At 60.6% G+C, this 236-nt stretch carries 1 protein-coding gene; it reads left to right on the top strand.

Going from position 1 to position 236, the window contains the following annotated elements; translation table 11 throughout:
* Nucleotides 1-236: membrane protein insertase YidC (gene yidC, locus KVS69_RS20570; RefSeq protein ID WP_217540202.1), on the top strand; the 236-nt coding region annotated here is incomplete at both ends.

The following is a 236-nucleotide window of genomic DNA, read 5'->3' on the forward strand; positions in this document are numbered from 1 at the left end:
CCGGCCAGTCGACCGAGCTCAAGAACATGGTCTTCGCCGGCGCCAAGGAAGTGCCGCTCATCTCGCGCTACGCGACGGACTATTCGATCCCGCTGTTCGACAGGCTGATCGACTGGGGCTGGTTCTGGTTCCTGACCAAGCCGATGTTCCAGCTGATGGACTTCTTCTTCCGTCACGTCGGCAATTTCGGCGACGCGATCCTGCTCACCACCGTGGTGGTGAAGGGGCTGTTCTTC

Origin of the sequence: Stenotrophomonas sp. GbtcB23 (assembly GCF_019091045.1) — a bacterium.
GTDB classification, from domain to species: domain Bacteria; phylum Pseudomonadota; class Gammaproteobacteria; order Xanthomonadales; family Xanthomonadaceae; genus Stenotrophomonas; species Stenotrophomonas rhizophila_A.